We start from the raw sequence: 23,705 nt of genomic DNA, 5'->3' as shown, positions 1-23,705 counted from the left end.
TTATGCGAATGCTTGTGCCATTGCTTCTGGTGGCCACACTAGGTGCCTGTACTCAGCAGCCGCTTGCGCCAACCAAGGATGACAGCCTGTATCAGGCCCTGGGCGGCCAGCCAGGCATAGAGCGGATAGTCGAGGGCATGTTGATCAACATTTCCGACAACCCCAAGATCGTTCATCACTTTGCCGAGACGGATATTGATCGTCTTTATCAGATGCTGGTCGAGCAATTCTGTTTCGAGTCGGGCGGTCCCTGCGAGTACACCGGTGATAGCATGGCAGACAGTCACGCCGGCATGGATGTCAGCGAGGCTGATTTCAATGCTTTGGTGGAAGATCTGATTGCCGCCATGGATGCCGAAGCTGTTCCGGTGGCAACTCAGAATCGTCTGTTGGCCCGTCTGGCGCCAATGCGGGCGGATATCATCTACCGCTGAGCGCTCTGATCCTGGGGTTCAATAGTCTGCTGCAGATCGGCCATGGGCATGCCTATGGCTGCACCCTGAGCAAAGTCGATGCCCAGTTCGCATACTCTTTGTAGCAGGGCCGGACTATGGACGAACTCGGCGACCGTCTGCATGCCCAGTTCGCGGGCAAAATGAATAATGCCGCGGGTCAGAGTCAGAGCGTTCGAGTCATCATTCAATTGACGGATCAGGCTGCCATCGATCTTGATCAGATCAACATTGAGCCGCAACAGATGCTCGAAATTGGAATAGCCAGTACCGAAATCGTCAATCGCAATACGACAGCCAAGAGCCTTGGCCTGATCAATAAAAGCGCGCACCGGGGCATAGTTTTCAATGCCCTCGGACTCGAGTATTTCCAGAATCACGCGATGCGCCAGAGGGCTGTTTTCCAGGCGCTGGAGAATATCCTTGCACAGCTCGGGATCGAGCAGGTCTTCACTGGACAGGTTCAGTGAGAAGGCATAATCATTGTCGGCAAAGTGGCGAAAACACTGGTCAATCATCTGCCGAGTAATGTCACGGTATAGCCGTATCTTTTTGGCTACGGGCAGAAACTGTGCCGGACTGACCGGCTCGCCCTGTTCATCCAGCATGCGTACCAGACATTCAAACTTCTCGATGCGGTCGTTTGCCAACGTCCTGATGGGTTGGAACCAGGGCACGATACGGCCTTGCTCCAGTGCCGACTTCAGCTTGTTGGCCCAGATCAGATTATGTTCGTAGCTTTCCCGGGCGCGAAGTGCCGGATCATAGATAACGTGGCTGGTCAGGCTCAGGCGTGCCTGCTTCAGGGCAATGTTGGCCGAGGCCAGCAACAGGGCGCTGGGGAGTAGCGAGCCGTCGGGCTGCCGGGTGCTGGCCATTCCCATGCTGGTGCGCAGAGTCAGGTCCTGGCCTGCCCAGGTGATACTCAATGTCTGCACAAAGCGCTCAAGCTCGGACAACCGCGTTTCCTGCTGTGCCGGACTAAGCTGGCCGGGGAGCCAGATGGCCATTTCATCGCCGGGCATCCGATACAGACGGCTGCGGGCCCACAGGGCGTCTTCCAGCAGGCGCTGACGCAGGGCACCTGCGAGTATGCAGATAACCTGATCGCCGCATTCATGGCCGTAAAAATCATTGATCTGTTTAAAGTCATCGATATTCAACAGGATCAAGCTGGCGGCACGGGTCTGGCGCAGGTCGACCAGCAACTTTTCCCGGTTCGGCAGTCCTGTCAGTGGGTCGGTATACAAATTGCGCAACTGACGCAGGGTGCTGGCAACCATAAACAGAATCAGCGCCGACAGTAACAGCAGAATACTGCCTATCAGCAGAGCAATGCGCAGATTGCTTTCCCGCATGGGGACCAATACCGCATCTATTTCAGCCTGGGGAACACCGATGCCAAAGACCATATCCGCATCTGTGGCGGCATACAGCAAGGCATATTGGTGACTGGCAACCTCCAGCATTCTCTGCTGCAGCGGGGTGTTTCGCTCGAGCATGCCGAGCAAGCGGCTGCTCCGGTTGTATTCGCCGGCCTGCAGTTGCAGGGCTGTAATGGCTTCAATCAACTGCTGGGCGCCTTGTACGTCTTCCGAGCGGGACAGGCTTGAAAGGTTGCGGTTCTGGCTGTCGAGCAGAAAAGCGAAGGTGCCCGGGGTGATATCGACCTGGCTGACCAGGTTGATGATGGCGTCTATCTGCCAGTCACTGGAGACCATGCCGATGACCCTGTTGCTGTCATCACGCATCAGGGTGCTCAGACTGATGACGACCGTATCGATCTGTGACTTGTAATAGGCCGGTGACCAGTTGAAGCTGCGCCGGCCGGTTTGCTGGTCCTGGGTGTCCAGATGGGCTCTGATACGCTGGTACCAGTTGCGTTCGCGCACATCGTCGCGGTTCAGGTTGATGCGAATGCCATCGTCACCACGGTGCGCGCTGATACCCAATGCTTCTGTTTCAACAACGCCCGGTTCAAGCCAGATGGCAGAGCCGTTGGCATCTGGAAAGTCGCGCAATATCTGACGCAGATTGCGCTCCAGTTCAACCCGGGGTGGACGGCCTGTGCCCAGGTTTAAGCGCTGATAGAGTTCGCCGAGTCTGGCCAGGTCCAGGGTGTTTTGCTCCATGCGCTGATGGTGCGCATTGATGCGGTCAAGATTGGCATAGAAGGTGTCGGCAACCTGACGTTGTCGCAACTCGGTCATGGTGTCCTGGGCAAAGCGCAGGTTCAGGCTGGACATCAGCCACATACCGAGGATGAACAGCAGTACCAGCAGACTCAGTACCAGCATCACCGAGCGTTGGATGGTCATGCTCTCGGGTGTCGCCAGCGAAAATCGCTTCATCCCTGATGCCCTGTCACTGCAGGCCGTTGAGCCTGCTCTGAATGTTGGTCTGGGCCAGACGTAATTGCTCGGCCGTGAGGCGTGGCGCCAGTGCATCGACTTCAGCCTGGGCACGGCTTTCTCCGTTCAATAATGCCAGACTGTACCACTCATAGGCGGCCTGAATATTGATCGGGCCACCTGTGCCTGTGGCATAGCTTTCTGCAAGGCGAAATTGAGCCCGCGCCGACCCTGCAGCGGCGGCCCGTAGAAGCCAATAACGACCCCTGGTGGCCTGGGTGCCGCCAGTCGACAGGTAATGTGTAGCCAGTGTCAGCTGGGCCGGCAGGTAATTCTGTTCTGCGGCGCGAATCATATAGACCAGCGAGGCATCGGTATTGATGGCGGTTCCCTTGCCCTCACGGTACGCCATGGCGGCCTTGTAACTGGCTTCTGCCAGACCCTTGTCCGCGGCTTGCCGAATCAGTTGAAAGCCGCGGGCCGTATCGGGTGTCGTGCCGATGCCATCCTGGTAATAACGCCCTAGCAACATCAGGCCATCCGGGTGCTGTTGCTGTGCTGATTGGGTGGCCCAGTGCATAGCCTTGTCCTCATCACCCGCCAGTTCGCTGATGCGCGCCAAATGCTGCTGGGCTTTGGCATCGCCACTGGCTGCCGGACCTGCACAGGCGGTTTCAGCCTGGCTGTAGTTGCGTATGGTAAAGAGCAGGTAGCAATTGCTTGCTTGCCGACGGACCACAGCCAGTTCTACCGAGTCGTCCTGTGGGGCAATGCCGTAAAGACTGGCGGGAACGCTGGAATCGGCTGGCGCTGGTCTGACAGCGCTCTGCTGCTCGGTTGCCATGGACTCTTGCGTCGCCTCAGGTCGAGACCGCTCCAACTGGTCGGCAAAGGCCTTGACCTGCTCCGGGCAGGAGTAAAGATAGCCGCGTTCCAGACGCTGCAGATTACCTTGATCCGGCGTTACGCTGGCGTAACGGCGAGCAATGACCTGACATCGCCGCTCGCGTTCAGTCGCTACGGTTTCCAGCAAGGTGGCTCTTGACCTGTCATTGCTGTGTGCTTCGAGATAACGGGTCAGGGGGTCGATATAGGGTTGGGCAAAGAGGGCTTCGACCTCCTGTTGGTACTGTTGCTGCACTCTGGATTGCTGGCCAAGGCCGGTAAACGCGGCAAGCCGGTTGCCCTGGTCGCTGAGCATGTCACCGGCTTTGCTGAGAAACTCGCCAGAGGCGCTGAGTACCTGCTGGCGATCTGGCAAGCTTGAGCAGCCGCTTGCAAGCAGAGAGATAAAACTGGCTAAGGCAACAACTGATACGCGCATGTCTATTCCCGATCAAGGCCCCTGCTCTGATTACCGACCCCATTGACCGCTCAAGCGCCAGTCCGGATGCCAACCCACTGGCCTAATAATAGCACCGCCGGCCCAGGGCAAGAGCAGAGTTTTCCAAAAGGATTTCAATAGATGGAACGCTTTTTGCGTAGTCAAGATACGGACAACGGCAAGCGTCAAAAATTTGATCAGGAATCCATCGGGCATGGCAGTCGACAGAGCAGAAATGATGAGTACGGTGCGCAGCAACCTGTCCGGGTTGCGGCATGGCAGCCTGGGTGTGCCGATTCTGTTGCTGGTCATGCTCGGCATGATGATGCTGCCGGTACCGCCTTTTCTGCTTGATGTGCTGTTTACCTTCAATATTGCCTTGGCGCTGGTGGTTCTGTTGGTCTGCGCCTATGCCCTGCGACCCCTGGATTTCGCTGTTTTTCCAACCATTCTGTTGGTCGCAACCTTGCTGCGCCTGGCGCTCAACGTAGCCTCTACACGGGTTGTGCTGCTCTACGGTCATGAGGGTGGCGATGCTGCAGGTAAGGTGATTCAGGCCTTCGGTGAAGTGGTGATTGGTGGTAACTATGTGGTTGGTCTGGTGGTCTTCGCCATCCTGATGATCATCAACTTCGTAGTGGTTACCAAGGGCGCGGGACGTATTTCGGAGGTCAGCGCACGCTTTACCCTGGATGCCATGCCCGGCAAGCAGATGGCCATTGATGCCGACTTGAATGCCGGTTTGATTGATCAGGAACAGGCCAAGCTGCGGCGTCAGGAAGTGGCCCAGGAAGCTGACTTCTATGGCTCGATGGACGGTGCCAGCAAGTTTGTTCGCGGTGATGCGGTGGCCGGTCTGATGATCCTGTTCATAAATATCATCGGTGGTCTGGCCATTGGTATGGCGCAGCATGATCTGCCCTTTGCCGAAGCCGGACGTATTTATGTGCTGTTGACCATTGGTGACGGTCTGGTGGCGCAAATTCCTTCACTGTTGCTGTCGACGGCTGCGGCCATCATGGTAACCCGGGTATCGACCTCCGAGGACATGGGGGCGCAGGTCCAGCGTCAAATGTTTGCCTCGCCCAAGGCCCTGGCGATTGCCGCTGCAATTCTGATCGTCATGGGTCTGATTCCCGGCATGCCCCATTTTTCCTTTATCAGCCTGGGTGCTCTGGCGGCCGGTGCGGCCTACGTGATCGCCAATCGTCAGCGTCTTAAGGTGGTTGCTGACGAGGAACAGGAGCGTCAGTTGGCTGAAGTGCCTGCTGCGCCTCGCCAGGAGGTCAAGGAGCTGGGCTGGGACGATGTCACCCCGGTCGACATGGTTGGCCTGGAGGTGGGGTATCGCCTGATTCCTTTGGTCGATCGCAATCAGGGTGGGCAATTGCTGGCGCGGATCAAGGGCGTGCGCAAGAAGCTCTCACAGGATCTGGGTTTCCTTATGCCGTCCGTCCATATTCGCGACAACCTGGACCTGGCGCCTAACGCCTATCGGGTCACGCTTATGGGTGTTGGTGTGGCTGAAGCTGAGGTCTATCCGGATCGTGAGCTGGCGATCAATCCGGGTCAGGTATTTGGTGATATCAAGGGTATTGCCGGCAAGGATCCTGCCTTTGGGCTGGATGCTGTGTGGATCGAGCCCATGCAGAAGGATCAGGCGCAGTCACTTGGTTACACCGTTGTCGATGCCAGTACGGTGGTCGCCACCCATATCAATCAGATATTGCACAAGCATGCCCATGAGCTGATTGGCCATGAGGAGGTGCAGCAGTTGATGCAGGTACTGGCCAAAGCCTCGCCGAAACTGGCAGAGGAGCTGGTACCCGGCATCATTTCCTTGTCAGCGTTGCTCAAGGTATTGCAAGGGCTGCTGCAGGAACAGGTGCCGGTAAGGGATATTCGGACCATTGCCGAGGCCATCGCCAACCAGCCTTCCAAGAGTCAAGATCCCGGCGCGTTGATCGCCTCGGTGCGAGTAGCGTTGTCGCGCTCAATCGTGCAAAGCATTGTCGGGCTTGACTCCGAGCTGCCTGTGATCACCTTGGAGCCGAGGTTGGAACAGATATTGCTACAGAGTATTCAGAAGGCCGGGCAGGGTGGTGATGACGGCGTTATGCTCGAACCGGGCATGGCCGAAAAACTCCAGCGCTCTCTGGCCGATGCGGTGCAGCGGCAGGAGTTGCAAGGCAAGCCGGCGATTTTGCTGGTAGCCGGTCCGATCCGCGGCATGATGGCCAAATTTGTACGCTATGCGGCCCCTGGCGCCCATGTGTTGTCCTACCAGGAAATACCGGACAGCAAGCAGGTCACCATAGTCGCTACCGTAGGCCAGAGTTAATCCAACCTCTGATAAAGGGGCGGTCAGATGAATGAGCAAGGTGGGTCAGCCATGAAGGTAAAACGTTTCTTTGCCGCCGATATGCGTCAGGCAATGAAGTTGGTCAGAGACGAGCTGGGCGGTGATGCCTCGATCATTGCCAATCGGCGCGTCGCTGGCGGCGTGGAACTGACCGCCGCCCTCGACTTTGACGCTCCGCGCCTGACGCCGCCGACGCCTGGCCTGGATCTGGAGCTGAGAAAAACCCAGGAACGCATTGTAACTGCCCAGGCTCAATTGGCCGTTGGCGAACAGATGTCAGGTGGCCCCAAGGTCAACCGTCAGTTGTTTGGCGACACCATGCGTCAGGCGGTTGAATCAGGATCCAGCGTGGCCCGTGATCTGCTGGAACGCCTGAACAGCGAAGAATCACAGCCGGTTAACGGCGCGGTCCAGGCTCAGCCTGCGGCGCGCGGGTATGCGGCAGCTGCCGAGGCGGGCAGCATCAGTGACATGCGCGCCGAGATTGCAGGTCTGCGGGAGATGCTCGAGGCGCAACTAGGCAGCCTGAGCTGGGGGCAGATGCATCAAACCCAACCGCGTCAGGCCAGTCTCTGGCGTCGCCTGACGCAGCTTGGTTTTCCGGCTGAGCTGAGTCAGCAACTGCTGCGCCTGGTCGACAACGAGCCCAACACCAAACAGGCTTGGCGCATGCTGCTGGCCCACCTGGCCCACAGCCTGCCGGTCATGCGTGATGAATTGATCGAGCGTGGCGGTGTCGTGGCGCTGGTCGGGCCGACCGGGGCTGGCAAGACCACAACCCTGGGCAAGCTGGCCGCCCGCTACGTGCTCAAGCACGGTAGCCAGCATGTGGCCCTGGTTACCATGGATACCTACCGAATTGGTGCCCACGAACAACTGCGTACCCTGGGTCGGATTCTGAATGTGCCGGTGCGGGTGGTGGACGAGCAGAACAGCCTGGCTGATGTGCTGCGCGAATTTTCCGGTAAGCGCTTGGTGTTGGTGGATACTGCAGGCCTGCAAGCTCAGGACCCGCATCTGCACAGCCAGCTCAGTGAATTGGCTGCGCTGGGCCAAAAGGTCAGCAAGTTGCTGGTTTTGGCTGCCACAAGTCAATACCAGGTTCTGAAAGCCGCCTATCATACATATAAGCGCTGTGGTCTTGACGCTTGCGTATTGACCAAGGTGGATGAGGCGGCAACACTGGGCGAGGCATTGGGGCTGGCTATGCAGCAGGGTTTGCCGGTAGCCTATCTGGCAGATGGCCAGCGTATCCCTGATGATATCGCCTGTGGCGTTGGTCATCAGTTGGTCAGTCGGGCCGTTACCCTGGCTGGAAACGAGCCACCGGCCGATCAGGACATGGCAGACGTGTTTGCCGGTATACTCCATAATCAGCGTGCAAGCTGATTCACAAACGATAATAAGGTAATCAACGCAGATGGGTAGCAAACATCCGGTTCAGGTTATCGCAGTTACCGGCGGCAAAGGTGGCATCGGCAAGACCAACGTCTCGGTCAACCTGGGTCTGGCCTTGGCCGAGCTGGGGCGTCGCGTTGTGTTGCTGGATGCCGACCTTGGCCTGGCCAATGTTGATGTGCTGCTGGGTATCAAGCCCAAAGCCACCTTGGCCGACGTGCTCGAAGGCACCTGTGAACTGCGTGATGTGATGATCACTGGCCCGGGCGGGATGCGTATTGTTCCGGCGGCCTCCGGTGCCGCCACCATGGTCAACCTCAACCCCCAGCAGCATGCGGGCCTGATTCAGGCATTCAGTGATATTGGTGACAATATCGATGTGCTGATTGTCGATACGGCCGCAGGCATTGGCGACTCGGTGGTCAGTTTCGTCCGTGCTGCCCAGGAAGTGCTGGTGGTGGTATGCGATGAGCCCACCTCGATTACCGATGCCTATGCGCTGATCAAGCTGCTCAATCGGGATTATGGCATGACCCGTTTCCGGGTTTTGGCTAACATGGTGCATACACCGCAGGAAGGTCGCACAGTCTTTGCTAAACTGACCAAGGTAACTGACCGATTTCTGGATGTGGCGCTGCAGTATGTGGGTGCCGTGCCCTACGACGAGAATGTTCGCAAGGCCGTACAAAAACAGCGGGCTGTGTATGAAGCCTTCCCGCGTAGCAAGGCGTCCATGGCTATTCGAGCCATAGCCCAGAAAGTCGATGCGTGGCCTTTGCCGGCCAACCCACGCGGGCATCTGGAGTTTTTTGTCGAACGCCTTGTCCAGCAGACAGGAACGGGCCTATGACGCAGGCCGCAGCCGGGGTAAGCATGTATACACGCGCACAATGTTCATCTGAACATCAGGACCAGCTGGTTGCCCAGTTTGCCCCCCTGGTGAAGCGTATTGCCTACCATCTGCTGGGCCGCCTGCCTGCTAGTGTGCAAGTTGATGATCTGATTCAGGCTGGCATGATTGGCCTGCTGGAAGCTTCGCGAAAATTCGATAATGGCAAGGGTGCCAGTTTTGAAACCTATGCCGGCATCCGCATTCGTGGTGCCATGCTTGACGAGGTGCGCAAGGGTGACTGGGCGCCCCGTTCGGTTCATCGTAACACCCGCATGGTGTCTGACGCGGTCAGAGCGGTCGAGTCGCGCCTGGGACGGGATGCTAAAGATCACGAGATTGCGGCCGAACTTGAGATGAGCCTTGAAGATTATTATGCGATTCTCAACGATACTGCCGGCAGCAAGTTGTTCAGCTTTGACGACCTGCTCGAGAGCGGCGCTCGTGCCGATGCTCACAGTGATGAAGAACCTTTTCAAGGCATGCAGGACGAGCGTTTCAGAGCGGCTTTGGTTGAGGCGATAGAAGGTTTGCCAGAACGCGAAAGGCTGCTGCTGTCGCTGTACTATGAGGAAGAGTTGAATCTCAAGGAGATTGGCGCGGTATTGGGCGTCAGCGAGTCAAGAGTCAGCCAGTTGCACAGCCAATGTGCCGCCAGGCTGCGTTCAAGACTGTCAGGATGGCATAACGATTGATTTTGTTGCCAGCATCCGGACAATGCCCGGTTGGCCTGGAAAATAAGCATTGCATGTCAGATGGGGCAGCGCCGCGCTGCCGCTGCGGTTACACTGGCATCAGCGGGATCTGAAGGCTTGTTTGGCCAGTAGGTTAACGGGGTGTGTGACAGCACTCTTCCTGGTGTGTACGGAGGTCGACTTGGACAAGAACATGAAAATCCTCATCGTGGATGATTTCTCGACGATGAGACGCATTATCAAGAACCTGCTGCGGGATCTTGGCTTCACCAATACCGCCGAGGCTGATGACGGCAATACCGCATTGCCGATGTTGCAGAGCGGCAGTTTCGACTTCCTGGTTACTGACTGGAACATGCCGGGCATGAGCGGCATTGACCTGTTGCGCGCTGTGCGTGCCGACGAACGTCTGAAGCATTTGCCTGTTCTCATGGTGACGGCTGAGGCCAAGCGCGATCAGATCATTGAAGCGGCTCAGGCCGGAGTCAATGGCTACGTGGTCAAACCTTTTACCGCCCAGGCGTTGAAAGAAAAGATCGAAAAGATTTTTGAGCGCGTCCAGGCCAAATGACAACACACCGGGGTACAGGTTATGGCACTAAGTAAGGATCCCGGCCAGGCAACCGCTCAGGAATTTGAACATTCCCTGAAAGACAACGCGCGGCAACTGGTCGATTATCTGGAGCAAGGTCATTATGGTGAGGCCATTCTGGTCATTCATGCCATCAACCAGGCACGTGATCGCGGTCTCTACCATGAGGTCGGACAACTGACCCGCGCATTGCACAACGCCATTGTCAATTTTCAGATCGATACCACCCACGCACTGGGCGACGAAAACGAAACCTCCAAGATTTCTGATGCATCAGACCGCCTTGATTATGTGGTGCAGCTGACCGACAAGGCCGCCAATCGCACTATGGATCTGGTGGAAAGCAGTGCCCCCATCGTTTCGGCCCTGGGCCAGGAAGCCAGCGTGCTGCGTGCTGACTGGGAGCGCCTGCAGCGCCGTGAAATGGCCGCGGGCGAATTCCGTGATCTGTACCGTCGTATCGGTGAGTTCCTTGAGAAAACCGAAACCTCGAGCACTGAAGTCAGCGCACAACTCAACGATATTCTGATGGCGCAGGATTACCAGGACCTTACAGGCCAGGTGATCAAACGTGTTATTACCTTGGTCCATGATGTTGAAGAAAGTCTGGTGAACCTGGTTCGCATGGCGGGACATGTGGACCGCATGGCCGGGATTGCTCATGCCGAAGAGCCGGTCGAAGCGAAAAAAACTTCACCCAGGGGTGAAGGTCCGCAGATTCATGCCGATACAAGAGAAGACGTAGTATCCGGACAGGACGAAGTGGACGATCTTCTCTCCAGTCTGGGCTTCTAACAACAAGCGCGACCCGGGAGTGGATGCATGAGTTTTGATGCGGATGAGGAAATTCTTCAAGACTTTCTGGTAGAAGCCGGCGAGATTCTCGAGCTGTTGTCTGAACAGCTGGTCGAGCTGGAGAATCGTCCCGATGACATGAATCTGCTCAACGCTATTTTTCGCGGCTTCCACACGGTAAAAGGCGGAGCAGGATTCCTGCAGCTGGATGCCCTGGTTGGTTGCTGCCATATAGCCGAAAACGTTTTCGATATTCTGCGCAAGGGTGAGCGCAAAGTCGATTCAGAGCTGATGGATGTCGTCCTTCAGGCCCTCGACAGTGTTAATGAAATGTTCAGCCAGGTGCGCGAGGGTGAAGAGCCCCGTCCTGCAGACCCCGCTTTGCTTGAAGCACTTGCTCGCCTTGCCCACCCTGCATCCGATGACCCTGCGCCGGCCGATCCAGTCGCCCAACCAACCGCAAGTGCAGTTGCGAACCCGTCAGACCAGCCCGTTGCCGAGGGTGATATCACCGATGACGAGTTCGAGAAGTTACTCGATGCCCTGCATGGATCCGAGAACGAGTCAGCCGCACCCGCGACGGCGGGCAGCGATGACGAGATTACCGATGACGAGTTTGAGGCGCTGCTGGACCAGTTGCATGGAACCACTGCAGTCGAGTCAGTCGTTGCTGAACCTGCTCCCGAGCGCGTCAGCGATGAAATTAATGACGATGAATTCGAGGCCCTGCTGGATCAACTGCATGGCAAGGGCGCTGCGCCCGGCTTGAAAGCCGATGAGGCACCCTCTGCGCCATCAGATCCGGCGATCAATAGCGATGATGCGCATATAACCGATGATGAGTTTGAAGCCCTGCTGGACCAGCTGCATGGTTCAGGAAAGGCTCCAGGCAAGGACAGCAGCCCTGCTGCTGTAACCTCTGGTACTAAGCCCGCAGTGGCTGACGCCAAGCCCAAAGCGCCTGAAAAAGCCAAGCCCAAAGCCGCTCCTGAACCCAGCCAAAAAGCCCTTGCCGTTCCTGACCCGGCCACTGCGCCTGGCGGACTCGAGGCCGCCGCGCCCGAAACCACCGTACGTGTGGATACCGCTCGGTTGGACGAGATCATGAACATGGTGGGCGAGCTGGTGCTGGTGCGCAATCGTCTGGTACGCCTTGGTCTGAGCAGCGGAGATGAAGAGCTGAACAAGGCCGTTGGCAATCTGGACGTGGTGACTGCGGATCTGCAGTCCTCGGTAATGAAGACCCGCATGCAGCCAATCAAGAAGGTCTTCGGACGCTTTCCACGTGTCGTCCGGGACCTGGCCCGCAACCTCAGAAAGGAAATCAATCTCGAACTGATCGGCGAAGAAACCGACTTGGACAAGAATCTGGTTGAAGCCCTGGCCGATCCCCTTGTCCACCTTGTACGCAACTCGGTCGATCACGGTATCGAGATGCCTGATGAGCGTGAGGCAGCAGGCAAGTCGCGAACCGGCAAGGTTATTCTTGCAGCCGCGCAGGAAGGCGATCACATTCTGCTGACTATCACCGATGATGGTCGTGGCATGGATGCAGAGGTACTGCGTGCCAAGGCAGTCGAGAAGGGCATGATGGACAAGGATGCCGCTGATCGTTTGACCGAAAGTGAATGTTTCGACCTGATTCTGGCTCCGGGTTTTTCAACCAAGACCGAAATTTCCGATGTATCCGGTCGCGGTGTTGGTATGGACGTGGTCAAGACCAAGATTTCCCAGCTGAACGGCACAATAGGTATCCATTCGGTCAAGGGTGAAGGCAGCCGCATTGCCATCAAGGTACCCCTGACGCTGGCAATCATGCCGACATTGATGGTCATGTTGGCAGACCAGGCCTTTGCCTTGCCACTGGTCAGCGTTAACGAGATTTACAGTCTGGATCTGTCGCGCACCAATGTGGTGGATGGTCAGGAGGTCATCATTGTCCGCGACAAGGCCCTGCCGCTGTTCTTCCTCAAGCGCTGGTTGATGCCCGGTGTGGCGGATAACAGTGATCGCTCGGCAGCCAGTGTCGTGATTGTTTCAGTCGGCACCCAGCGTGTCGGTTTTGTGGTGGATCAACTGGTCGGGCAAGAGGAGGTAGTGATCAAGCCTCTGGGCCGCATGTTGCAGGGTACACCCGGGATGTCCGGTGCAACCATTACCGGCGATGGCCGCATTGCACTGATTCTTGATATCCCCAGTCTGCTCAAGCGCTACGCGCGACGCGGTTAGCTCCGAACGGGCGGGCAGTGGGTAAAGCGCTAACGGACTTGATCGCCAGCTGGGTTGGCCAGCTATAGTGGGATAACAGGATTCAGGTTCGGCAGCACGCTGCTGCCGGGCTGACAGGTTTCAGGAGAGTGTATGGCGGTCAAGGTGCTGGTGGTGGATGACTCGGGTTTCTTTCGTCGCCGGGTGACGGAGATCCTTGCAGGCGATCCGCAGATCCAGGTGGTTGGTACCGCTTCCAATGGCCGTGAAGCGGTAGACCAGACGCTGGCTTTGCGTCCTGATGTGGTGACCATGGATTATGAAATGCCGGTGCTTGACGGTATTTCAGCCGTGCGCGAAATCATGCAGCGATGCCCCACGGCAGTACTGATGTTCTCTTCTCTGACCTATGAAGGCGCTCGCGTCAGTCTGGATGCGCTGGATGCGGGTGCCGCTGACTATCTGCCAAAGAACTTCGAGGATATTTCGCGTAATCCCGACAAGGTCAGGCAATTGCTGTGTGAGCGCGTGCATGCGCTGGCGCGCACCAACCGTCGCTCCCTCGGTCTGGCTGCTGCCCCACAAAACGCCCCAAGCAGCCCGTCCCCGGCAGTGAGGCCTCAACTCCGTCCGGGTGAGCCCGCCGTCAAGCCCGCTGTGGCGCCGATTGCCAACCGGTCGACCAGCCCTGCGCCGCGTCGCAAGCATTACCAGTTGGTCGCGATTGGTACTTCCACGGGTGGTCCGGTGGCTTTGCAACGGGTACTGACCCAGTTACCGGCCAATTTCCCTTCGCCGTTGTTGTTGATTCAGCACATGCCTGCGGCTTTCACCAAAGCCTTCGCTGAGCGTCTGGACAAACTGTGCCGGATTACCGTAAGAGAGGCTGTTGACGGTGATGCGCTGCGCCCGGGCGTTGCCTTGCTGGCTCCAGGCGGTAAGCAGATGATGGTTGACGGGCGAGGCGTGGTGAGAATTCTGCCCGGTGATGAGCGTCTGAATTTCAAGCCTTGCGTTGATGTCACCTTCGGTTCAGCTGCCAAGGCCTTTCGCGACAAGGTGCTGGCGGTGGTGCTGACCGGTATGGGTGCCGATGGTCGAGAAGGGGCGCGCATTCTGAAACAGTCCGGCAGCGATGTCTGGGCCCAGGATGAGGCAAGCTGTGTCATCTATGGCATGCCAATGGCGGTGGTGAAGGCCAATCTGGCCGACGGCGTTTACAGTCTGGACGACATTGGCCGTTATCTGGCGGAGCTGAGCTGATGGATATCCTCAGTATCATTGGCGTCATTCTCGCCTTCGTGGCGATTCTTGGCGGCAATTATCTTGAGGGTGGGCATGCGGCGGCCCTGATCAACGGTCCTGCCGCGCTGATTGTGTTTGGTGGCACGCTGGGAGCGGCCTTTATTCAGACCCCGCTGAAAGTATTCAAGCGTGCCCTGGCGATAGCCAGCTGGATTTTCTTTCCGCCGAAGAACCGCCTGCAGCAGGGCATCAGCCAAGTGATAGGGTGGAGTACCATCGCGCGCAAGGAAGGCCTGCTCGGGCTTGAGCAAATCGCCGAGTTGGAGTCCGATCAGTTTGCCCGCAAGGGCTTGCAACTGCTGGTCGATGGCAGCGAGCCGGAGGCCTTGCGCAGTATTCTTGAAGTGGATCTCATGACCCGTGAGAGCCATGACCTGATGGCCACCAAGGTTTATGAAAGTATGGGCGGCTATTCACCGACCATTGGCATTATCGGCGCGGTAATGGGCCTGATTCACGTCATGGGCAATCTGGCTGATCCCTCCATGCTGGGCACTGGTATTGCTGTGGCTTTCGTCGCTACCATCTATGGCGTAGCACTGGCCAACCTGTTCCTGTTACCCGTTGCCAATAAGCTCAAGGCCGTGGTATGGCAGCAATCACGTTACCGCGAAATGCTGCTGGAGGGCTTACTGTCGATTGCCGAAGGTGAAAACCCCCGCTCGATCGAATTGAAGCTTGAGGGTTTCCTTGATTAGCAAGGGCGGGTACCCAGTTGGATACTTGCCGCATGCAGGACAGCCAGCCCATCTTGGGAGGGGCAAAGAGATGCACGATTCAGGATGTAAGGCGAATTCGGAGCCTTTACAAACAGGCAAGGCGCTGGCCTTCAAGGGCAGGGATTGACGATGCGCCGCCGTCGCCATGAAGAGCATGAAAACCATGAGCGCTGGCTGGTGTCCTATGCGGATTTCATTACGCTGCTGTTTGCCTTCTTTGTGGTCATGTATTCGATCTCCTCCGTCAATGAGGGCAAATACAAAGTGCTGTCGGATACCCTGGTTGGCGCTTTCAATACGCCCCAAAGGTCCATAGAGCCGATACAGATAGGCGATCAAATTCCTCGCGGGATCAATCGCAGCGATGCTCCGGGAACCTCCGGCGGTGATGCGACCGGTGAGGGTGGCGATGCGCTGGCGGATATCACCTCGGCCATGCAGGCGGCCTTTGGCGACCTGATCCAGGCGGGTGATATTGAACTGCGTGGCAACGAGCTGTGGATCGAAATCGAATTGAACTCCAGCCTGCTATTTCCGAGTGGTGACGCCTTGCCGCTGAATGCGGCTTTCGATCTTGTTGATCGGATCGCCAATATATTGGCGCCCTATGACAACCCGATTCATGTCGAAGGTTTCACCGACAATGTGCCAATCAGCTCGCGTGCCTATCCAACCAACTGGGAGTTATCCGCCGCCCGGGCTGCCAGCGTAGTTCGTATGCTGAATACCGGCGGGGTCGATCCGGGCCGTCTGGCTGCAGTAGGTTATGGTGAGTTTCGCCCGATATCAGACAATACGACGGCGGCCGGTCGCCGTGCCAATCGACGGGTTGTGTTGCTGGTATCGCGCTATACCGATTCCCGGCATGAGGCTTACACGCCTGATGCCTCGAATGTTGATCAGATGCGTGAGGCACGTAGCGGGACTGGCACGGCTCCTGCACAGTAAGTGCTTTACTTGTCTGACGTCGCTGCTGGCGTCAATCTGTTGTCGATGATGGGGTCTATGTCTTTGTAATCAGACATACCAACCCCAGGAGGAAAGGCATGAAAGTCTGGGCTGTGGCCAACCAAAAAGGGGGTGTGGGTAAAACCACGACCGCCGTCGCGCTTGCTGGTCTGCTGGCAGACCAGGGGCAGCGTGTACTGGTGGTCGATCTGGATCCCCATGGCTCCATGACCAGTTATTTCGGGCATGACCCGGACAGCCTGACCAATAGCGTTTTCAATCTATTCCAGCACAATGGACAGGTGCCAGAGGGCATGGCCAGGGCGCTATTGCTGCCGACTTCCCATGAAAGTGTCAGCCTGTTGCCCTCCAGTACCTCACTGGCCACACTTGAACGCCAGTCAGCAGCGCAGGGTGGCTTTGGACTGGTCCTGTCCCGAGCCCTGGCGCAGTTGTGGGATGATTTCAATTTTGTCCTGATCGACAGTCCGCCCTTGCTTGGGGTCTCGATGATCAACGCGCTGGCGGCTTGCGAACAGCTGATCATCCCGGTACAAACCGAATTTCTCGCGCTCAAGGGTCTTGAACGCATGGTTCATACACTGGACATGGTCAATCGCTCCCGCAAGCAGGCCTTGCCCTATACCATAGTGCCAACCCTGTTTGATCGTCGGACCCAGGCCTCGATCAGTACGCTCAAGGTTCTGCGCCGTGACTATGCTGACCATCTGTGGCAAGCCTATGTCCCGATTGATACCAAATTGAGGGATGCCAGTATGGCCGGTCTGGTGCCATCGCGCCTGGATGCCACTGCCCGCGGTGTGCTGGCGTATCGGGCTTTGTTGCGTTACCTGTTGGCGCAGTCATTACCCCGTCGGGAGCAGGTAGCATGATGTATTTAGTTCTAATGTCAGGCCGGATTTGGCCGATACTATCTAGTACTGTCAACGTTTCCCTGGAATAGCGGTTTGTCATGAGCAAAGCCTTGCCCCTTCAGCAGTTTGTACCGCAACAGACCATTCAGAGCTATCTGGATGCGCTGCTGCAGGATGCTACCGAGTCGGTGGTGCAGGATCAGCCTGTGAGCATGCCGGTGGTGGATCCTGCTGCCAAGGTGGTGATCAAGGAGTCTGAGGCGGTAACGCCCAGCCACCCGTCTGCGCGCGCGCGAAGATCGGTCGAGGAACGAATGCTGGAGGCTAGGACACTTGGCCGTCTTGAGTTTGAGGCGCCGGTGGTCGAAACCCAGACGATCGAAACGCCGGGGTTCGAGGCAGAACATCTGGTTGAGCAGCCCAGTTGGCGCGATCAGCCGTTTGAGGCGCTGCTGTTTGATGTGGGTGGCTTGACTTTGGCGGTGCCGCTGATCCTGCTGGGTTCGATCTATCCGCTGGACGACGAGATCACGCCATTATTTGGGCAGCCGGACTGGTTTCTTGGTTTGATGCCGACCCCCGTCGGCAATCTCAAGGTGCTTGATACCGCGCGCTGGGTCATGCCCGAACGCTATACGGATGCGTTGCGCAATGACCTGCGTTTTGTCATTTCAGTCGAGGGCTATGACTGGGGTCTGGCCGTTCACGGTGTCAGCCAGTCAGTCAAGTTGACCTCAGAGCAGATTAAGTGGCGCTCACATCAGGGCAAAAGACCCTGGCTGGCCGGCACGGTTATAGAGCACATGTGTGCCCTGGTTGACGTATCCTCTCTGGCACAACTGATTGCCGCAGGTGAGGCAGCAAGCAAGGCTGGCAAAGCCAGTGGCAGAGCATTAGCATAGCTTTGGATCAATTAATGAGTCAGCGTGCCGGCACGCCAGATAGCCGGAGTGGCAATAACCTAAATCGGGAAGCAAAAGAATGAAAAATAACTCCGCACAGGGCGCTGAAGATCCGATTCTGCAATGGGTTACCTTCCGCCTGGACAATGAAACCTACGGCATCAACGTCATGCAGGTGCAGGAAGTGCTGCGGCATACCGAGATTGCACCTGTTCCCGGCGCGCCGTCCTATGTACTGGGCATTATCAACTTGCGCGGTAACGTGGTCACCGTGATCGACACGCGTCAGCGCTTTGGCCTGACACCAGCACCGATAACTGACAACACCCGGATCGTGATTATCGAGGCGGATAAGCAGGTGGTCGGGATTCTGGTCGATAGCGTTGCTGAAGTGGTTTATCTGCGCCAGTCCGAGATTGAAACGGCACCTAACGTCGGTACAGATGAGTCCGCCAAGTTCATTCAGGGTGTATGCAACAAGAACAATGAACTGCTCATTCTGGTCGATCTGGAAAAGATGATGACCGAAGATGAGTGGGCTGAACTGCAGGGTTTCTGATCAGCATGGCGGCTGACGACGGCCTGTTGATACTCCTGGCGGGCCTGGGTGGAGGTGTATTGCTAGCTGTGCTGGTATTTGTTCTGGGACTGCTGCGCCGTTCCCAGATCAGACTGGCGGCACAACTGCGTGCCCTGGATGAGCAGCATCAGCAACGGCTGCAAGCGCTTAGGGTCGAAGCCTCCAGTTTTCAGCAGGGCAGCATTCGCATGGGGGATGAATTGATCGCCCTCCGAGACAAGCTCAAACAGCTGGAAGACCGTCTGCAGCGTGTGGATCAGTCAGATCCGCACGCCTTGCCCTACAATCAGGCGGCACGCCTGGTGAGTATGGGTGCGAGTATTGAAGATGTAACCCAGTCCTGTGGCCTGTCCAAGGCTGAGGCCGAGTTGGTGGCCAAGCTGCACTCGGCACGTAAACAACCCTGAAACCCGATTGGCTGACATCTGCCAGGTCGAGCTTCTGACGTGAGCGGCCGGTCAATTCTATTCAGTCGGCCTTCGCCTTGGGCGCGGTTCATCGGGGTCAAACCCCTCGGGTGCCTTGCCTTTCAGATACCAGGCAAAGGCAATGATTTCGGCAATGGTGCGGTATAGCGCCTCCGGGATCTGATCCCCCAATTCCAGTCGTGTCAGCATCTTGGCCAGTTCGGCGTTTTCGTAAATAGGCACTTCATAGGTCATTGCCAGCTCAATGATCTGCTCGGCCAGTTCGCCTTCGCCCTTGGCCGTCAGGGTGGGTGCCTGATCGCCATCGTAGACCAGCGCTATCGCTTCCCGTTGTCTGTCCATCAGGTCACCTCATCAATCCAGCGTTGTTGCACGGCATGGCTGGGCTGCGGTGGCGCACCCCTATGGCAGCTCATTTCACCGACTTCGAGGCCTTTGGCCAGCAGCCGATCACGTAATTGGACGAGTTCCTGATCGAGCAGACTGAGGGTGCTTTGCTGTTCTGCCCAGAACTCGGTATTGACCCGGCCCTTGAACAATCGGGCGATCGCCTGCAGAGCGCCAAGCTGGTCCAGGTTGAACGCCAAGCGTACTTCCCAGAGTGGCTCCTGTTCCTGTCTCTTGCCTTTTGGTGCGGCGTCGTCACGTTGTATGCGCACTTGTACATGACTGAACTGCTGGCCGTCGCGCAGCGGTATTTCCAGTTGCCAGGTGGTCTGGCTGCTGCCATCCGGAAAACTTTGGGTCTGGCCCAGGCTTTGAAGCTGGTGGTGCTGTATGCGTGACAGCAGCGCTGCGGTCAGGCGCAGCAGGGCGCCCAGATCCGGTGCCTCGGTCAGGGCCTGCACGGCTCTGGCTGGCAGCGGGAAAATCCCATGTGGCACGGCGCCCATTCCTTGCTGCCAGGGCCCGGGTTGCAGCCCCAGCAGTTTCAAGGTGCCGGGTGGTAATTGTTGTTGCAGATTGATCAGCAGGTTGACCAGTGCCGCTTTCAAGTCTGCGCCCGGCAGGCTGGGGCTGTCGGCACTGACCGGCAGGCTGGACAGCAGCGTGATGAGTTTATCCAGCGCCGGCAGGCTGCCGGCCTGGACTTGAGCTGGTTGGGCGGTGACATCGGTTCGATTGCCAGGCGCCGGGTTTCCGGCTGGGTTGCCTGTGGAGAGCATCTCAGTGAGTTGCTTCAGGCCTGCTTCAAGAAAGCTTCCGCTGCGCTGGATGGCCTGCTGCACGCCCGCTGAGCTGGTCAGTTGGCTGATATTCGCGACTTGTTGCAGCACCTGGCGCATGGCTGCTTGAACGCCTTCCGGCAGTGTGGCGCTGGAGCGGTTAAGCAGATCGATACTTGATAACAGTGGCTCTGCCGAGGCTTGACGCTGCATGCTGTCGCGCAACCCCAGGCTCAAGGCCATGGCCATTTTTTGTTTGGCCATGTCGGCCACCCGCAACTCGCCGCGTGGACCCACTTCAGCGCTCAGCAGGGTGCCCGGCTCAAGTGCTTTGCCACTGGTCAGGTTTAAGGTGCTGCCGCTGGCAGGCCCCTGCAACAGCCGGGCGAGAATGGCAAAGCGCAACTGCTCGCCGGCAGCGCTGATCTGCTGCTGACTGATTACCCGTGCTTCTACCTTGCTGCCTGGAGGGAACAGGGCCGGATCCAGTCGTGTCAGTAGGTCGGCGGTGGGTTTGTCGGCTGGCTGCAGTATGGCCATCAGCTGCATGGGGTTCAGTGCTTGAATGACCAGTTGGGTACCCGTTGCCAGAGCTCGCGGGCTGGTTGCTGTGATATCCAGCGTTTTACCCTGGGTGTTACTTTGCGACAGGCGCAACAGGACTTCGAATTGGGCTCCGTCGGTTTTGCTGTTGATGACTTCTGCGCGACTGCTTTGGCCCGCTGGCAACATCAGTGCGTCAATCGGACGCAGAAGTTGCAGAGCCAGTGCGCCGGGTTCCGGCGTTTTGGCTGCAGGCCCCGGTATGACTGGGCTGGGCATAGCAGGCGGCAGGCGAATATCGGATGTCATGTGGTCACATGTTGATGTAAATCACAAGCCCTGCAAGGGGGGCTGTATGTATAATGGCACAGCCTTGCGACAGTTGCCTCTGTACCCTTTTGGGTTAACAGAGTATAGCGGCTGTAGCGCGACAAACATGAGCTCCGGTCAGCCAATCAGCTGGTCGGTCTGGAGAGCGGGTGAACGCACTGCCTATCGAGTTGCATCAACTGGCCTGTGAGCGCGACGAGCGAGAGCTGTTTGATGGCATCAGTCTGCAGTTGAACGCCGGTGACCTGCTGCAAGTGGCTGGCCCCAACGGGTCTGGCAAGACCAGCTTGCTGCGAATTCTGGCAGGACTGTTGCCGCCCTCGGAGGGTGACCTTCGCTACGGTGGCCATTCGGTGTTTCGCGGTCAGGGTCTTAGCGCCTGGCGTAACAGTCGCCTGTTTATTGGCCACGCGCCGGCGATCAAGGGTCCGCTGACGCCGGAAGAAAATCTCGCCTGGCTCTGCGCCCTGGGTCAGCCGGTAACCCGTGATTCCATCTGGCAGGCGTTGGAGCAGGTGGGGCTGCGCGGTTTCGAGGATGTGCCCTGCTACCATCTGTCCGCCGGGCAGCAGCGTCGGGTGGCTCTGGCCAGGTTGTATTTGCAGGAGCATCCGGTGTGGATTCTGGACGAGCCCTTTACCGCGATTGACCGCGCCGGTGTGGCTGCCCTGGAGGCGCATCTTCTCGCACACGCCGCTCGCGGGGGTATCGTCATCCTGACGACGCACCACAGTCTGGATCACCTGTCTGGCCTGCGTTGTCTGGATCTGGGAATGGTGGCCTGATGCGTCGGATCATATGGCTGCTGTTTCGTCGCGAGTGGCAACTGGCTTGGCGTCGGCCCAGTGACCTGCTGAATCCGCTGGTGTTTTTTGCCATCGTGATCAGTCTGTTTCCACTGGCTGTGGGTCCAGAGCCCGGCATGCTCCGCACCATGGCCCCGGGGGTCATCTGGGTTGCCGCGCTGCTGGCCACCTTGCTATCGCTGGATGGTTTGTTTCGCAGTGATTTTGAGGATGGCTCGCTGGAGCAATGGGTCTTGTCGTCACATCCGCTGACCTTGATGGTGCTGGTCAAGGTTTTTCACCACTGGCTGGTTTGTGGCCTTGCGCTGGTATTGTTGTCGCCGCTGTTCGGTCTGATGCTGTCCATGCCGCCAGAAGTACTGCCGGTGCTGCTGCTGAGCCTGTTGTTGGGTACCCCGGTACTGAGTCTGCTGGGTGCCGTAGGTGCGGCTTTGACGGTTGGCTTGAAAGGCGGAGGCGTTTTGCTGGCGCTACTGATCCTGCCGCTGTACATTCCGGTGCTGATTCTGGGTACTGGTGCGGTAGAAGCCGCCATGCAGGGTTTACCTGTCGCTGGCTATGCGCTGTGGCTTGGTTGTCTGTCGGTGTTGGCGTTGAGTCTTGCGCCCTTGGCCATTGCGGCGGGTCTGCGCATCGGAGTGAGTGAATGAATTGCGGAGTGCTGAAAGGATGAACTGGACCTTTTTCCACAAACTGGGTTCGCCTAAGTGGTTCTTTGAAATCAGTGGCCGCTGGCTACCTTGGTTTTCGGTTTCCAGCGCTCTGCTGTTACTGGTGGGTCTGATCTGGGGGCTTGGTTTTGCACCAGAGGATTATCAGCAGGGCAACAGCTTCCGGATAATCTATATCCACGTGCCCGCCGCTTTTGTTGCGCAGTCCTGCTACATCATGCTCGCGGTTGCCGGCACCGTCGGTCTGGTCTGGCGCATGAAGCTTGCCCACGTGGCATTGCAGTGTGCAGCACCGATTGGCGCCTGGATGACCGTCATAGCCTTGGTCACTGGGGCCATTTGGGGCAAGCCGACCTGGGGTACCTACTGGGTCTGGGATGCCCGCTTGACCTCCATGTTGATACTGCTTTTTCTGTATATCGGTGTTGTTGCCCTGGCACATGCCATCAGTAATCGCGATACCGCTGCCAAGGCGTCTGCAGTGCTGGCTATCGTTGGTGTGGTCAATATTCCGATCATTCAGTACTCAGTGGATTGGTGGAACACCTTGCATCAGCCGGCGACCTTCAAGATTACCGAGAAGCCGGCGATGCCGGTTGAAATGTGGTTTCCCCTGCTGTTGACCGTGTTGGGCTTTTACGCGCTGTTTGCTGTCAGCCTGCTGATGCGTATGCGCGTGACTGTCTTGCAGCGCGAGCATAAGACCAACTGGGCCCGTGAGGCCCTGGAGAAGATGTCATGAATGCAGTGATCGAATTTATTGCCATGGATGGTCACGGTTCCTATGTCTGGTCCGCTTACGCCATCACCTTGGTCATATTGTGGCTGAATGTCGCTGAGCCCAGACGCTACATGAAGAATCTGGTTCAAGCTGAAGCGCGCCGTCGGCGCCGGGAGGAGATCAATGCATCCTGAACGCAAGAAACGACTAGGCCTGATTCTGCTGGTGGTGTTTGGTGTCGGCGTTGCCGTCGGGCTGGCCTTGATGGCCCTGAGCCAGAATATAAACCTGTTCTATACCCCGAGCCAGATTGCCCAGGGTGAAGCGCCCGAACAAACTCGCATTCGTGCCGGCGGCATGGTCGTGGACGGTAGTGTGGTGCGTTCTACCGAGAATCTGGATGTACAGTTTACCGTCACCGATGGCGCCGAACAGGTGGTGATTTTTTACAGTGGCATCCTGCCGGATCTGTTTCGCGAAGGGCAGGGCATCGTGGCCCTGGGGCGGCTGGATGAAAACCGCATGCTGATTGCCGACGAAGTATTGGCCAAGCACGACGAAGAATATATGCCTCCGGAGGTCGCCCAGGCGATGTCCAAGGTCAACCAGATGAAACAGGACGCCGACGCGGCGTCCAGTTACTGA

General features: G+C 57.5%; 24 protein-coding genes. 20 read left to right on the top strand and 4 right to left on the bottom strand.

The window, feature by feature from the left end:
• The first annotated feature begins 2 nt into the window (after positions 1 to 2).
• On the top strand, positions 3 to 434 hold the full coding sequence (locus AC27HQ_RS12775; protein ID WP_487156559.1) for a group I truncated hemoglobin: 432 nt from the start codon (positions 3 to 5) through the stop codon (positions 432 to 434).
• Here AC27HQ_RS12775 and AC27HQ_RS12770 read toward each other — a convergent pair.
• Entirely contained in the window at positions 425 to 2,803 is a 2,379-nt protein-coding gene (locus AC27HQ_RS12770) for an EAL domain-containing protein (protein WP_487156558.1), read from the bottom strand. The two genes, AC27HQ_RS12775 and AC27HQ_RS12770, sit on opposite strands and share 10 nt — an antisense overlap.
• A 13-nt stretch (positions 2,804 to 2,816) precedes the next feature.
• Positions 2,817 to 4,127 (bottom strand): tetratricopeptide repeat protein, encoded by a 1,311-nt coding sequence (locus AC27HQ_RS12765; protein WP_487156557.1) that lies wholly within the window; start codon positions 4,125 to 4,127, stop codon positions 2,817 to 2,819.
• A gap of 235 nt (positions 4,128 to 4,362) precedes the next feature.
• Between AC27HQ_RS12765 and flhA the strand changes: the two genes are divergently transcribed.
• From flhA to AC27HQ_RS12695, 14 genes are all read left to right on the top strand, one after another.
• Complete coding sequence (gene flhA, locus AC27HQ_RS12760) at positions 4,363 to 6,468, top strand: flagellar biosynthesis protein FlhA (protein ID WP_487156633.1); 2,106 nt, start codon at positions 4,363 to 4,365, stop codon at positions 6,466 to 6,468.
• 51 nt (positions 6,469 to 6,519) lie between these two features.
• Complete coding sequence (gene flhF, locus AC27HQ_RS12755; RefSeq protein ID WP_487156556.1) at positions 6,520 to 7,878, top strand: flagellar biosynthesis GTPase FlhF; 1,359 nt, start codon at positions 6,520 to 6,522, stop codon at positions 7,876 to 7,878.
• Positions 7,879 to 7,909: 31 nt separating this feature from the next.
• Complete coding sequence (gene fleN / locus AC27HQ_RS12750) at positions 7,910 to 8,737, top strand: flagellar synthesis regulator FleN (RefSeq protein WP_487156555.1); 828 nt, start codon at positions 7,910 to 7,912, stop codon at positions 8,735 to 8,737.
• Entirely contained in the window at positions 8,734 to 9,471 is a 738-nt protein-coding gene (locus tag AC27HQ_RS12745) for an RNA polymerase sigma factor FliA (RefSeq protein ID WP_487156554.1), read from the top strand. The genes fleN and AC27HQ_RS12745 overlap by 4 nt, the downstream gene beginning before the upstream one ends.
• A gap of 193 nt (positions 9,472 to 9,664) precedes the next feature.
• A complete protein-coding gene (locus tag AC27HQ_RS12740) occupies positions 9,665 to 10,042 on the top strand; it encodes a chemotaxis response regulator CheY (protein WP_172409633.1) in 378 nt (125 codons plus the stop codon).
• Positions 10,043 to 10,063: 21 nt separating this feature from the next.
• Positions 10,064 to 10,858, top strand: coding sequence for a protein phosphatase CheZ (locus AC27HQ_RS12735; protein WP_487156553.1), 795 nt, complete (start codon positions 10,064 to 10,066; stop codon positions 10,856 to 10,858).
• A gap of 27 nt (positions 10,859 to 10,885) precedes the next feature.
• Complete coding sequence (locus AC27HQ_RS12730; protein WP_487156552.1) at positions 10,886 to 13,087, top strand: chemotaxis protein CheA; 2,202 nt, start codon at positions 10,886 to 10,888, stop codon at positions 13,085 to 13,087.
• Positions 13,088 to 13,219: 132 nt separating this feature from the next.
• Positions 13,220 to 14,329: a protein-glutamate methylesterase/protein-glutamine glutaminase gene (locus AC27HQ_RS12725; RefSeq protein WP_487156551.1), complete on the top strand. Its 1,110-nt coding sequence runs from the start codon at positions 13,220 to 13,222 to the stop codon at positions 14,327 to 14,329.
• Positions 14,329 to 15,069: a flagellar motor protein gene (locus AC27HQ_RS12720; RefSeq protein WP_487156550.1), complete on the top strand. Its 741-nt coding sequence runs from the start codon at positions 14,329 to 14,331 to the stop codon at positions 15,067 to 15,069. Before AC27HQ_RS12725 ends, AC27HQ_RS12720 begins: the two co-directional genes overlap by 1 nt.
• 150 nt (positions 15,070 to 15,219) lie before the next feature.
• Entirely contained in the window at positions 15,220 to 16,038 is an 819-nt protein-coding gene (gene motD, locus AC27HQ_RS12715) for a flagellar motor protein MotD (protein WP_487156549.1), read from the top strand.
• Positions 16,039 to 16,136: 98 nt separating this feature from the next.
• Positions 16,137 to 16,931, top strand: coding sequence for a ParA family protein (locus AC27HQ_RS12710; protein WP_487156548.1), 795 nt, complete (start codon positions 16,137 to 16,139; stop codon positions 16,929 to 16,931).
• A gap of 80 nt (positions 16,932 to 17,011) precedes the next feature.
• On the top strand, positions 17,012 to 17,815 hold the full coding sequence (locus AC27HQ_RS12705) for a chemotaxis protein CheW (RefSeq protein ID WP_487156547.1): 804 nt from the start codon (positions 17,012 to 17,014) through the stop codon (positions 17,813 to 17,815).
• A gap of 79 nt (positions 17,816 to 17,894) precedes the next feature.
• Positions 17,895 to 18,374, top strand: a complete 480-nt coding sequence (locus tag AC27HQ_RS12700; protein WP_487156546.1) for a chemotaxis protein CheW — start codon at positions 17,895 to 17,897, stop codon at positions 18,372 to 18,374.
• A gap of 5 nt (positions 18,375 to 18,379) precedes the next feature.
• The gene (locus tag AC27HQ_RS12695; RefSeq protein ID WP_487156545.1) at positions 18,380 to 18,802 is read left to right on the top strand and encodes a DUF2802 domain-containing protein; all 423 of its coding nucleotides are present in this window, start codon (positions 18,380 to 18,382) and stop codon (positions 18,800 to 18,802) included.
• 57 nt (positions 18,803 to 18,859) lie between these two features.
• Here the strand turns inward: AC27HQ_RS12695 and AC27HQ_RS12690 are convergent, their stop codons facing one another.
• The gene (locus AC27HQ_RS12690; RefSeq protein ID WP_487156544.1) at positions 18,860 to 19,165 is read right to left on the bottom strand and encodes an EscU/YscU/HrcU family type III secretion system export apparatus switch protein; all 306 of its coding nucleotides are present in this window, start codon (positions 19,163 to 19,165) and stop codon (positions 18,860 to 18,862) included.
• Positions 19,165 to 20,841: a flagellar hook-length control protein FliK gene (gene fliK, locus AC27HQ_RS12685; protein ID WP_487156543.1), complete on the bottom strand. Its 1,677-nt coding sequence runs from the start codon at positions 20,839 to 20,841 to the stop codon at positions 19,165 to 19,167. Before fliK ends, AC27HQ_RS12690 begins: the two co-directional genes overlap by 1 nt.
• 170 nt (positions 20,842 to 21,011) lie before the next feature.
• Between fliK and ccmA the strand changes: the two genes are divergently transcribed.
• Genes ccmA through ccmE form a run of 5 tightly spaced genes read left to right on the top strand, consistent with a single transcriptional unit; the run spans position 21,012 to position 23,705 of the window.
• Positions 21,012 to 21,647, top strand: a complete 636-nt coding sequence (gene ccmA, locus AC27HQ_RS12680; RefSeq protein WP_487156542.1) for a cytochrome c biogenesis heme-transporting ATPase CcmA — start codon at positions 21,012 to 21,014, stop codon at positions 21,645 to 21,647.
• Positions 21,647 to 22,318, top strand: coding sequence for a heme exporter protein CcmB (ccmB, locus tag AC27HQ_RS12675; RefSeq protein WP_487156541.1), 672 nt, complete (start codon positions 21,647 to 21,649; stop codon positions 22,316 to 22,318). The genes ccmA and ccmB overlap by 1 nt, the downstream gene beginning before the upstream one ends.
• A 19-nt stretch (positions 22,319 to 22,337) precedes the next feature.
• Positions 22,338 to 23,081, top strand: a complete 744-nt coding sequence (locus AC27HQ_RS12670; protein WP_487156540.1) for a heme ABC transporter permease — start codon at positions 22,338 to 22,340, stop codon at positions 23,079 to 23,081.
• A complete protein-coding gene (gene ccmD, locus AC27HQ_RS12665; protein ID WP_487156539.1) occupies positions 23,078 to 23,254 on the top strand; it encodes a heme exporter protein CcmD in 177 nt (58 codons plus the stop codon). The genes AC27HQ_RS12670 and ccmD overlap by 4 nt, the downstream gene beginning before the upstream one ends.
• Entirely contained in the window at positions 23,244 to 23,705 is a 462-nt protein-coding gene (gene ccmE, locus AC27HQ_RS12660; RefSeq protein WP_487156538.1) for a cytochrome c maturation protein CcmE, read from the top strand. The genes ccmD and ccmE overlap by 11 nt, the downstream gene beginning before the upstream one ends.

The sequence above is a fragment of the Halopseudomonas sp. 4NH20-0008 genome, from assembly GCF_057548395.1.
Note: the sequence above shows the minus strand (reverse complement) of the source record. Positions and strands in the feature narration are given on the sequence as shown.

Bases quoted from the DNA above. Each gene is read 5' to 3' on its own strand.
- ccmE (WP_487156538.1), top strand. From the start codon at position 23,244: ATGCATCCTGAACGCAAGAAACGACTAGGCCTGATTCTGCTGGTGGTG.
- AC27HQ_RS12740 (WP_172409633.1), top strand. From the start codon at position 9,665: ATGAAAATCCTCATCGTGGATGATTTCTCGACGATGAGACGCATTATC.
- AC27HQ_RS12735 (WP_487156553.1), top strand. From the start codon at position 10,064: ATGGCACTAAGTAAGGATCCCGGCCAGGCAACCGCTCAGGAATTTGAA.
- ccmB (WP_487156541.1), top strand. From the start codon at position 21,647: ATGCGTCGGATCATATGGCTGCTGTTTCGTCGCGAGTGGCAACTGGCT.
- AC27HQ_RS12745 (WP_487156554.1), top strand. From the start codon at position 8,734: ATGACGCAGGCCGCAGCCGGGGTAAGCATGTATACACGCGCACAATGT.
- fliK (WP_487156543.1), bottom strand. From the start codon at position 20,841: ATGACATCCGATATTCGCCTGCCGCCTGCTATGCCCAGCCCAGTCATA.
- AC27HQ_RS12720 (WP_487156550.1), top strand. From the start codon at position 14,329: ATGGATATCCTCAGTATCATTGGCGTCATTCTCGCCTTCGTGGCGATT.
- AC27HQ_RS12730 (WP_487156552.1), top strand. From the start codon at position 10,886: ATGAGTTTTGATGCGGATGAGGAAATTCTTCAAGACTTTCTGGTAGAA.
- flhA (WP_487156633.1), top strand. From the start codon at position 4,363: ATGATGAGTACGGTGCGCAGCAACCTGTCCGGGTTGCGGCATGGCAGC.
- AC27HQ_RS12690 (WP_487156544.1), bottom strand. From the start codon at position 19,165: ATGGACAGACAACGGGAAGCGATAGCGCTGGTCTACGATGGCGATCAG.
- AC27HQ_RS12770 (WP_487156558.1), bottom strand. From the start codon at position 2,803: ATGAAGCGATTTTCGCTGGCGACACCCGAGAGCATGACCATCCAACGC.
- fleN (WP_487156555.1), top strand. From the start codon at position 7,910: ATGGGTAGCAAACATCCGGTTCAGGTTATCGCAGTTACCGGCGGCAAA.
- AC27HQ_RS12705 (WP_487156547.1), top strand. From the start codon at position 17,012: ATGAGCAAAGCCTTGCCCCTTCAGCAGTTTGTACCGCAACAGACCATT.
- motD (WP_487156549.1), top strand. From the start codon at position 15,220: ATGCGCCGCCGTCGCCATGAAGAGCATGAAAACCATGAGCGCTGGCTG.
- ccmD (WP_487156539.1), top strand. From the start codon at position 23,078: ATGAATGCAGTGATCGAATTTATTGCCATGGATGGTCACGGTTCCTAT.
- AC27HQ_RS12725 (WP_487156551.1), top strand. From the start codon at position 13,220: ATGGCGGTCAAGGTGCTGGTGGTGGATGACTCGGGTTTCTTTCGTCGC.
- AC27HQ_RS12775 (WP_487156559.1), top strand. From the start codon at position 3: ATGCGAATGCTTGTGCCATTGCTTCTGGTGGCCACACTAGGTGCCTGT.
- AC27HQ_RS12765 (WP_487156557.1), bottom strand. From the start codon at position 4,127: ATGCGCGTATCAGTTGTTGCCTTAGCCAGTTTTATCTCTCTGCTTGCA.
- AC27HQ_RS12700 (WP_487156546.1), top strand. From the start codon at position 17,895: ATGAAAAATAACTCCGCACAGGGCGCTGAAGATCCGATTCTGCAATGG.
- flhF (WP_487156556.1), top strand. From the start codon at position 6,520: ATGAAGGTAAAACGTTTCTTTGCCGCCGATATGCGTCAGGCAATGAAG.
- AC27HQ_RS12710 (WP_487156548.1), top strand. From the start codon at position 16,137: ATGAAAGTCTGGGCTGTGGCCAACCAAAAAGGGGGTGTGGGTAAAACC.
- AC27HQ_RS12670 (WP_487156540.1), top strand. From the start codon at position 22,338: ATGAACTGGACCTTTTTCCACAAACTGGGTTCGCCTAAGTGGTTCTTT.
- AC27HQ_RS12695 (WP_487156545.1), top strand. From the start codon at position 18,380: ATGGCGGCTGACGACGGCCTGTTGATACTCCTGGCGGGCCTGGGTGGA.